General features: G+C 48.4%; 8 protein-coding genes and 1 pseudogene. 5 read left to right on the forward strand and 4 right to left on the reverse strand.

What is annotated here, in order from left to right:
- Positions 1–1,933, forward strand: a pseudogene (locus tag ACOJTG_RS06540) (3-hydroxyacyl-CoA dehydrogenase/enoyl-CoA hydratase family protein); the annotation flags it as partial.
- A gap of 243 nt (positions 1,934–2,176) precedes the next feature.
- Complete coding sequence (locus tag ACOJTG_RS06545; protein ID WP_420153070.1) at positions 2,177–2,758, forward strand: DUF4142 domain-containing protein; 582 nt, start codon at positions 2,177–2,179, stop codon at positions 2,756–2,758.
- Between the two features lie 128 nt (positions 2,759–2,886).
- Here ACOJTG_RS06545 and ACOJTG_RS06550 read toward each other — a convergent pair whose 3' ends face one another.
- Together ACOJTG_RS06550 and xerD are read right to left on the reverse strand one after the other, a co-directional pair.
- A complete protein-coding gene (locus ACOJTG_RS06550; RefSeq protein WP_420153071.1) occupies positions 2,887–3,519 on the reverse strand; it encodes an RNA-binding domain-containing protein in 633 nt (210 codons plus the stop codon).
- 124 nt (positions 3,520–3,643) lie between these two features.
- Positions 3,644–4,549, reverse strand: coding sequence for a site-specific tyrosine recombinase XerD (xerD, locus tag ACOJTG_RS06555; RefSeq protein WP_420153077.1), 906 nt, complete (start codon positions 4,547–4,549; stop codon positions 3,644–3,646).
- A 179-nt stretch (positions 4,550–4,728) separates the two neighbouring features.
- Here xerD and aroQ point away from each other — a divergent pair, with 179 nt between their 5' ends.
- The 3 genes from aroQ to ACOJTG_RS06570 are packed head-to-tail and all read left to right on the forward strand — an operon-like array spanning position 4,729 to position 6,821.
- Entirely contained in the window at positions 4,729–5,145 is a 417-nt protein-coding gene (gene aroQ / locus ACOJTG_RS06560; RefSeq protein WP_420153072.1) for a type II 3-dehydroquinate dehydratase, read from the forward strand.
- Positions 5,146–5,176: 31 nt separating this feature from the next.
- A complete protein-coding gene (locus ACOJTG_RS06565) occupies positions 5,177–6,217 on the forward strand; it encodes an aminotransferase class V-fold PLP-dependent enzyme (RefSeq protein ID WP_420153073.1) in 1,041 nt (346 codons plus the stop codon).
- 31 nt (positions 6,218–6,248) lie between these two features.
- Positions 6,249–6,821: a MarC family protein gene (locus tag ACOJTG_RS06570; RefSeq protein ID WP_420153074.1), complete on the forward strand. Its 573-nt coding sequence runs from the start codon at positions 6,249–6,251 to the stop codon at positions 6,819–6,821.
- A 72-nt stretch (positions 6,822–6,893) separates the two neighbouring features.
- Here ACOJTG_RS06570 and ACOJTG_RS06575 read toward each other — a convergent pair whose 3' ends face one another.
- Together ACOJTG_RS06575 and ACOJTG_RS06580 are read right to left on the reverse strand one after the other, a co-directional pair.
- Entirely contained in the window at positions 6,894–8,108 is a 1,215-nt protein-coding gene (locus ACOJTG_RS06575) for a hypothetical protein (RefSeq protein ID WP_420153075.1), read from the reverse strand.
- Positions 8,109–8,267: 159 nt separating this feature from the next.
- Positions 8,268–9,311 (reverse strand): hypothetical protein, encoded by a 1,044-nt coding sequence (locus ACOJTG_RS06580; RefSeq protein WP_420153076.1) that lies wholly within the window; start codon positions 9,309–9,311, stop codon positions 8,268–8,270.
- Between the last annotated feature and the right edge of the window lie 51 nt (positions 9,312–9,362).

Below are 9,362 nucleotides of genomic sequence, written 5' to 3' on the forward strand. Positions count from 1 at the left end.
TACGCACTTTTTCAAACCACCCCGCTATCTCAAACTCCTGTAAATCATTCCCACGCCCTAAACGGACCCGTATTTATTTGATTTCGTGATGCATTACGGCTTTTTGTACTTGGTAAAAACGACCGTTCTCGCCAAGGATACCCCCGCCTTTAGTGCTAACCGCGTTGGGATTTATGCCCTCATCCAGAGTATTCGGGCGACAGAGAAACTGGGATTGAGTATCGAAGAAGTGGACAAGCTAACGGCGGATATTATCGGTCGTCCGAAGTCCGGTACCTTCCGTTTATCCGATGTCGTGGGATTGGATACCACCGTGCACGTCGCTAACAATTTGTACGAGACGCTTACGGAAGACGAATCGAGGGAGGCTTTTCTACTGCCCGATTCGATTCAGAAGCTGATGGCAAATAAGTGGCTGGGCGACAAGACGGGTCAGGGTTTTTACAAAAAAGTCAAAGATGAGCAGGGGAAATCGGTCATTCTCGCTCTGGATCTAAAAACGTTCGAGTATCAGCCTTCGCAGAAAATCAAGCTGGGCATCATTGATACGCTCAAGAAGCTTCCTACGCTGGCCGAACGTTTCCCCGCTGCTCTGGCCGATAGCAGTAAAGCCGGTGACTTTTACCGGACGACCTTCGCCGATACGTTTCGCTACGTCACGTACCGGATTCCCGAGATTGCTGACGAACTCTATAAAATCGATGAAGCGATTAAAGCCGGTTTTGGCTGGCAACTGGGTCTGTTCGAAACCTGGGACGCGATTGGACTGGCGAAGGGCATTGAACTAATCGAAAGTCAGGGGCAAAAACCGGCCGACTGGGTGTATGCCATGCAGGATGCCGGGCATACGCAGTTTTATACAGTCCAAAAGGGTCGCCGTTATTATTACGACTTATCCAGTGAAAGTTATCAGCCTATTCCGGGACAAGAAGGTTTTATTATCCTGAATAACTTACGGGGTAGCCAGGAAGTATGGAGTAATTCGGAAGCGACCATTTTCGATTTGGGCGATGGCATTCTGGGCCTGGAAGCTCGTTCGAAGATGAATACCTTTGGGCCAAATGTAATCGAAGCCGTGTCGAAAGCGATTTCGCTGGCCGAACAGAGTTATCAGGGCCTGGTGATTGGGAACGACTCGCACGAGGCTTTCTCGGCGGGAGCGAATCTAGCCATGCTCTTCATGTACAGTATTCAGCAGGAATGGGACGAAGTCAACCTGATGATTGCCCAGTTCCAGAAAACCATGATGCGGGTACGGTATTCATCCGTGCCAGTCGTAGTGGCTCCGCATACGCTGGCCCTGGGCGGTGGCTGCGAAATTAACCTCCATGCCGACCGCGTAGTGGCCGCAGCTGAAACGTACATGGGATTGGTAGAAGTGGGCGTTGGCGTGATTCCAGCGGGTGGCGGTACCAAGGAAATGGCCCTCCGCTGCTCGGATTTATACCAGTCGGGCGATCCTGAACTTAATATTCTTCAGAACGCGTTCATGAACATTGCTACGGCGAAAGTATCCACTTCCGCTCAGGAAGCGTTGGAAATGAATTACCTGCGGTCGGGTGATCAGATTGTACTGAACCGTTCGCGATTGATCGCCGAAGCCAAAGAAGCCGCTTTGGAATTAGCGAATGCCGGCTATACGCAGGCTCCGCAACGCAGTGACATCAAAGTACAAGGCCGGGCGGGCATCGCCCTTTTCGAAGCAGGTATCGCTCAGATGCGATTGGCCAATTTCATCTCCGACCACGACAAAAAGATTGCTCAAAAACTGGCCTACGTTATCTCTGGAGGTGACCTGAGTTATCCGCAACCGGTGACGGAACAGTACCTGCTGGATTTGGAACGGGAAGCGTTCCTGAGTCTTTGTGGCGAACGTAAGACTTTAGAGCGGATGCAGGGCTTACTGACCGGAGGTAAACCGCCCCGCAACTAGCTAGTTTGCTCTATTCATGCAGTCTTTCCTCAAGAATAATTTTGGGGAAAGGCTGCATTATTTTTTATATACTGAAAATAGCTTGCTAAGAAAGTGCGGAAAAAATTCCTCTTGATTCTATATTATTTAGTAACTAACTGGCTTTTGTTTGTATTATCCTAAGGCGGGTACAAGATTTTTAGAAGTTTTTAAGCATTCAAACAATCAACCGGAGGAAACTTCCTCAAAAATTGCTACACGACTATGAAAAAGGTAACTATGTTATGTATGCTGGCGGCTAGTGCCCTGGCATTCCAGGCTTGTAATGAATCAAAATCAGATAAGGCTTCAGAGGAGCACGCAGAAGCAGCGACTGATCAAGCAAAAGACATGAACGACAGCCTGCAAACGGTTGACGAAAAAGACGCTGAGTTTGCCATGAAAGCTGCTGGCGGTGGTATGTACGAAGTAGAAGTGGCTAAACTAGCTGAGCAAAAAGCTAGTAACGCTAAAGTAAAAGAATTTGCCGCAATGATGATCAAAGATCACGGCAAAGCAAACGATGAGCTGATGTCACTGGCTTCAGCTAAAGGCATTACCTTACCCGCAACGATGGATGAAGACCATCAGAAGCACTATAATGATCTGAAGAAACTTTCAGGTAAAGATTTCGATAAGAAATACGTAGAACTGATGAAAGACGATCACGATAAAGATCTGTCTTTGTTTAATACCCAGGCTACCGAAGGAAAAGATGCCGAGCTGAAAGAATTTGCTACGAAAACCTCGGGCGTCGTTCAGCAGCACCTGAACCATATCAAACAGATCAAGGAAAGCATGAAATAATTCAGCTTATCCAGAATCAAATAAAAGCGGGTACGAAAATCTTTCGTACCCGCTTTTATTTTTTTATACAGTATTGATCTTTAACGTATAAACGCAGTACGTTTCAAAAAAGCTGTTGCAGCTCGCATCTATTTGCGAATCGTGTACGTCTTCGGATGTTGTTTATCCAGTACTAGCAGTAACCCTTCGCGGGTGAGTTGTTGTAATAGCTTATCAGCCCGGTATTCCGAGATATTGACGAGTTGGGCGAACTGCTTAGCGGCAATCTGCTCGTTCTTTTTCAAGTGAGCCAGCAGTCGTTTGACATTATGTTGTTGCAGTAACTCCGGCGAAATGTCGTGCGTTTCCTGTAGCCATTTCTCCATTTGTTTGCTGGCCGGTACGGATTTATCGCGGGCCCGTACATACACCTGCCATTGGCCCTGCGGATCTTTTGCCTGATGAGGCTTCTCTTCGCTTTCATCTACGCGGGCAATCAGGACCAAGCGTTCGTCGTGCTGTACAGTTTGGTAACGAACCAGTACACCCGGCTGGACAAATAAATCAGAAGCAGCTTCCAGTTTTTGTACGACGTCTTTTTCTGAATCAACGCCTTTGACTGTACGATCGTCATTAATGCCAATCACTAGCCAGCCACCCGCCGTATTGGCAAAAGCGGCCAGGGTTTTGGCAATGCGGCCGGGAGCCTCAATGGTACGTTTGAATTCAAGCGTGGAGCTTTCAGTTTGACTAAGTAAATCGTTTAGGGTCGGAAATGCCATTCAGAAAATGATAGAGTGGATAAGTGTCGGGGAAAAGTACGCCCGTTTGCTCTCGTTTATTTAACAGTTAAGATACGACTTCCGTTCTACATTTTTATACGGGAAAGCCTAAAAAATCGCCGCCTCAACGGCCCCGGGGGTGATATTCCGTGATAACCGTTTTGAGATAATCCCGATCCAGGTGCGTATAGATTTCGGTCGTCGTGATGGATTCATGCCCGAGCATTTCCTGTACTGCCCGCAAGTCGGCTCCGCCTTCAATCAGGTGCGTAGCAAAACTATGGCGGAAGGTGTGCGGCGAGATATTCTTTTGCAGACCAATTTTAGCCGCCAGGTCTTTGATAACGATAAAAACCATGATTCGGGTTAAATACTTACCCCGGCGATTCAAGAATACAATGTCCTCCGAACCCTTCTGAATATTCTGATGACGACGTATTTCGTCCAGATAAATCTGCGTGTACTTGATGGCGTCACGGCCTACGGGAATCAGGCGGGTTTTGCCTCCTTTACCAAAGACGCGAATGAAGCCAATGTCGAAGTACAATTCACTGACTTTCAGAGCGATCAATTCCGAAACGCGTAGTCCACACCCGTACAGAATCTCCAGAATGGCCCGGTTTCGGGTACCTTCGGGTGTCGACAGGTCGATGGCCGCCAGCAGGGCTTCCACTTCGGGAAAACTCAGCGTATCGGGCAGTTTACGACCCAACTTTGGCGACTCAATGAGCGACGCCGGATCGGTAGGAATGACCTGCTCCAGCAACAGAAAGCGGAAAAAAGCCTTGAGTCCCGATAACATCCGGGCCTGTGAGGTAGAGGCAATGCCCAGTTCACCCAGGTAGTACAGGAAATCGAGCAGGTGAGCATCCGTAATCGAACCCGGTGGCAGTTTGTCCTGCCCGGAGAGCGACAGGTACTGCACCAGTTTTTCGGCGTCGTGTAAATAGGCTTCCACCGAGTTTTCGGACAGCGAACGTTCGAGCGTCAGGTAAGATTTAAAGTTTTTAAGATAGCTTTGCCACTGCATTGCGTACTGATAAATCGGCGGAGGTTCCGAATGAGAAATCCGCGTATGGATAGTATTTTTCTGAAAGATACACCACCGAAGAGCGGTTTCCGTCGCCGTGAGTAAAGAACTTGCGATTCGGGCGATGACCGCCTGTAGACCCAAACGATTCCCGTTACATCCTTAAACTTCATTCTTCCTTGAAACGCATCCTGATTCTTAACGGACCTAATCTGAATTTACTCGGACGTCGCGAGCCCGAAGTATACGGCTCCCAGACTTTTGAAGCGTATTTTGAAACGCTGCCCGCTCTTTTTCCAGAGCTGGACCTGGCGTATTTTCAGTCCAATCACGAAGGAGCCATCCTGGATAAACTACACGAAGTCGGTTTTTCGTACGACGGCATCGTACTCAACGCTGGAGCCTACACGCATACCAGTGTGGCTATTGCTGACGCCATTTCGGGCATTACTACTCCCGTCATTGAAGTCCATATTTCCAACGTTCACGCCCGCGAGGCTTTCCGGCATCACAGTTTTATCAGTCCGAAAGCGGCTGGTATCATCGTCGGTTTCGGACTAAAAGGCTACGAGCTGGCGTTGCGGTCGTTTCTGTAATTGATTCTATTCACTTCAATCGTCGGTTGCCATGATTTCCTTTTATCCCGGTCCTTCCCAAGTCTATCCACAGGTAGCTCAGTATCTACAGGACGCCTTCAATTCCGGTATTCTGAGTGTAAATCACCGGAGTGCAGCCGCCATGGAACTGGTCAAAGAGACCTATCGACTCCTGCACGAAAAGCTGGATATTCCTTCGGACTACGCCATTGCGTTCGTATCCTCCGCGACGGAATGCTGGGAAATCATTGCTCAATCCCTCACAACTCGGCAATCGCTGCATGCGTATAATGGAGCCTTCGGGCAGAAATGGGCCGAGTATACGCAGAAGTTAGGTCAGAACGTCATTCATCAGCCCTTTGGTTTGAATGAAGTGCTGTCACTGACGACTGAGGCAGAGACGATTTGTCTGACGCAGAATGAAACGTCCAACGGTACCCAGGTGACGAACAACACCCTGCGGAAAATCCGGGAAGCGGTCCCAAAAGCCCTATTAGCCGTTGATGCGACGTCATCCATGGCGGGCGTAGCGTTCGACTGGACTGCGGCCGATGTGTGGTTTGCTTCCGTACAAAAATGCTTCGGGTTGCCAGCGGGCATGGGTTTGCTCGTCTACGGACCCCGGGCTGTGGAGCGGGCACGGGAAATCAACGAGCGAAATCATTACAACAGCCTCTTGTTTATCGACGAAAATGTGCGGAAATTTCAAACGCATTACACGCCGAATGTGCTGAACATCTATCTGCTCAAGCGGGTACTCGAACAGGTGCCACCCATTCAGACGGTAGCGGCAACCTTACAACAACGGGCTGATGATCTAGCAGCCTTTTTCGAAAAAGAAACTTCCTGGCAACTGCTCGTCGCCAATGCTGCGGTACGTTCGGACACCGTCCTGGCGATTACAGGAACGGTTCCGCAGATTGAACAGATCAAGCAGGCTGCCAAAGCCCGACAGATTACGCTGGGAAATGGATACGGCGACTGGAAAGAAACGACCTTCCGTATTGCCAATTTCCCGGCCATCAACGATACTGATTTTACGACCCTACGGGCCTTTCTAACCGAAGCGTAGTACCGATTCTAACACCGAAACCATCTGATGTATGCATTTCAACTTTAAGGAAGTTTTATCAGTAACCTTAGTCTTATTCTCGGTCATCGACATTCTGGGAGCCATCCCTATTATTCTGGATATACGGAAGAAAATTGGCGACATCCACGCGGCTACTACAACTATGGTTTCGGGCGGGATTATGATTGCTTTTCTGTATATCGGGAAATCCATTCTAAATCTTTTTGGCGTAGATGTGCAGTCTTTCGCCGTTGCGGGTGCTCTGATCATTTTTCTGATCGGACTGGAAATGACGTTGGGACGAAGCATTTTTAAAAGTACGGACGTTCAGCCCCGAGCGGCATCCATTGTACCGCTGGCCTTTCCCATCATTGCCGGAGCGGGTACCATGACCACCATTCTTTCGCTCAAAGCCCAGTACGCCGAGATCAATATTCTGGTGGGGATTTTTGTCAACCTTGGGCTGATTTTCCTGGTACTAAAATCTTCTACCTGGATTGAAAAGAAGATTGGTGCTGCGGGAACGGGCATCTTGGAGAAAATATTCGGGGTCATTCTACTGGCGATCGCCATTAAACTATTCCGGACGAATCTGGGGGTTTAGGTAAGTTTTAAAATATAAGAAAGGCGGTGGAATCTTATTCCACCGCCTTTCCTATGCCCTTCGCGACAACCATTATCGCCCAGGAAAATACCGTAAGGAAAGGGATGAGTTACTGATCTGGTACGAAGGATCGATCGTAAAGGCATAAATCGTGCTTTTGGAAACCGTGTTCCCCGTAGTTACGTCCTGCTGGGTAGCCGTGAAGCCGTTCAGATCCAAAACCCCAACCAAAGCTGCTAAGGCCCAACGTTGCGTAAGCTGATACTGAATGCCGGGGCGGAAGGTAGGTTTGGCGTAATAAGTCGATTGCGTGTTGGATTGTACAGAATTGAGTTCGGTCTTCATCTGAACGTATCCCAGGGCTACACCACCGTCCAGCAATACCGTCCACTTGCCCGCCACGGGCCAGTACTGTTCTGCGTAAGGCCGTACACTGGCTCCCCAGTTGGTATAGTCCGCGTTCCCCTGATCAACACCTGTACCGTAGGAGCCACTCACGCTAATCCCCAGCAATCGGCGGGGCGTCACAAATTTTCCGGCCGCAAATCCGATTCCAAGGTTGGTGGTGTTCGAACGAGCCGATACCTGCTGAACCGAAAGGTCACCCGCCAGATACGTTTGCCCTACTTCGTAGAGCGACTGTTGCGGAGCGGACTCAAAGGGCGAGGAGGTTTCCCCGAAATAGTGAGCCAGCCCAATCCGGAAGGTACTGAATCCGAGCGATCCATTGACATTCACATCCGTATACACTTTTTCGCCGCGGGCGGATGCGTGCGATACGCCCACATTGGCCAGACTGGCGGTTGCTTCCCAGGCCCAGTTTTTCCGGTAGAAATAGGTTAGCCCCAGATCCAGCGAAGCCCCGATTGAGAAGATGTTCTGCGTCGTTTCACCATCATTGAACGTAGGTGAATACAAACCTCCGGCTTTTCCCTGAGCGAAGAGCCGGACGCGTTCGGAAGGAACAATATAGCGACGGTACACGTAATGAGCGGATAGGGAAGGCGTCGTTTCGGCGTAATCAATTTGATTGATACGTTCGTGCGTGGCCCCTACACCAATGCTCCAGCCCTGAGCAATGTTGTCACGGGTGAATTTCCCGCGGGTCATCTGCAGGTTAAGGCCGTACGTCTGGCGTTTTGTTTCGGGCGTTAAGCTGGAGGACGTATTATCGAATCGCAGATTCAGATCGCCCGTAAAACTCATAAAGCGGTTGCCCTGGGTGGTTTGTGCAAATAGCGAAACGGAGCATAAACAAAAGAAGGTTGCCGTAAGAAGTTGTTTCATAGATAGTTATCGAGTGATACGCTCGGAAGACAGCGAAAATCGCGAGCCGACTCTTTTCAAAAATAGAGGTTTATCGCTAGAAAAGACTTAGAAAGCCAAAAGACCCGCTCTAGGCTAGAACGGGTCTGGTAGGGAGAAAGTTATAATTTTCTTATGTTACTATCGACCTGGAAAATAACGCAATGAAATACCTGAGTTGCCGATGGTATACGCAGGAGAAAAACTAAGACCCGTTTGAAAACTATTCATTGGTTCATTCCTGTAATCTTTCTCTTTGTCCAAAGTCAAGTTGGCAGAGGCTATACTCAATGTACCAATATGAGCCGTAACGGCCCATCGATCCGTGAGTTGATATTGAATGGCAGGTCTGATCGATGGGTTAATGTTTAAGGAGTGTTCCGTAGTATTTTGCTCCGGATGTTTAGTCCGATTCATTGTGTAAAAACCCGTTAAATATACACTGCCAATTAAAGATAATTTTTTGCCTAACGGAAGGTAATGTTCCCGAAAAATAAACGCAGTAGCTCCGCCAAATTTTATAGAAGAACGAGGATATAACTCTGATTTAGCATTTAGATTGGAGAAGATAGCGGATAAGCCAAATCCTCTCGCTTGTTTGTCTGAAACAAACCGGGCCGTCGAAAAACCGATGTTTATGGATTGACTATTCGAAGAGTTAATTGCGGAGGGTTTAATGAAATTAAAATTGGAAGTAAGACGACCTTCCCAATAGCGTTGGCCTGCCGTGTAGGGCGTATTCTGGTCTGTTTCAAAGATTGTAGATTTGGAATTGCCACTGCCGATATAGCGGGTAATCCCCAGGGTAAAAAGCTGAGCAGACAAAGAAGATTCCAGCGAAACGGCGGTAGACTGAGATTCAGGTTTGCTGCGTAGGTGACTCACCGAAAGCGTTCCCAGGTTCGCTTTGGCTTCCAGAGTCCAGTCATTTTTGTAGAAATAAGTGAGTCCGGCGTTCAACGCTGCAAAAGCTGAGTAGGACTGCAGAAACGGGTTTTTGTAGTAATTACCCGAAGATAATCCCAACTGGGTTTGTACGCCAACCGTACCTTCCGCAAACGCATAAATTCCAGAAGTAATGGGAACGTAACGTCGATTAAAGTAATTGATTTTCAATTGTGGTATCCAGCCCGTTATTTCTGAATTGATCCCAAATCCTGGCGTAATACTCCAACCATGAGCCACATTTTACCGAATAAATTTAACATAGGTTAATTATAGCGAAATGTCGGAAGT

Origin of the sequence: Siphonobacter sp. (assembly GCF_048595215.1) — a bacterium.
Taxonomy (GTDB): Bacteria; Bacteroidota; Bacteroidia; order Cytophagales; family Spirosomataceae; genus Siphonobacter.

Bases quoted from the DNA above. Each gene is read 5' to 3' on its own strand.
- ACOJTG_RS06545 (WP_420153070.1), top strand. From the start codon at position 2,177: ATGAAAAAGGTAACTATGTTATGTATGCTGGCGGCTAGTGCCCTGGCA.
- ACOJTG_RS06550 (WP_420153071.1), bottom strand. From the start codon at position 3,519: ATGGCATTTCCGACCCTAAACGATTTACTTAGTCAAACTGAAAGCTCC.
- xerD (WP_420153077.1), bottom strand. From the start codon at position 4,549: ATGCAGTGGCAAAGCTATCTTAAAAACTTTAAATCTTACCTGACGCTC.
- ACOJTG_RS06565 (WP_420153073.1), top strand. From the start codon at position 5,177: ATGATTTCCTTTTATCCCGGTCCTTCCCAAGTCTATCCACAGGTAGCT.
- ACOJTG_RS06570 (WP_420153074.1), top strand. From the start codon at position 6,249: ATGCATTTCAACTTTAAGGAAGTTTTATCAGTAACCTTAGTCTTATTC.
- ACOJTG_RS06575 (WP_420153075.1), bottom strand. From the start codon at position 8,108: ATGAAACAACTTCTTACGGCAACCTTCTTTTGTTTATGCTCCGTTTCG.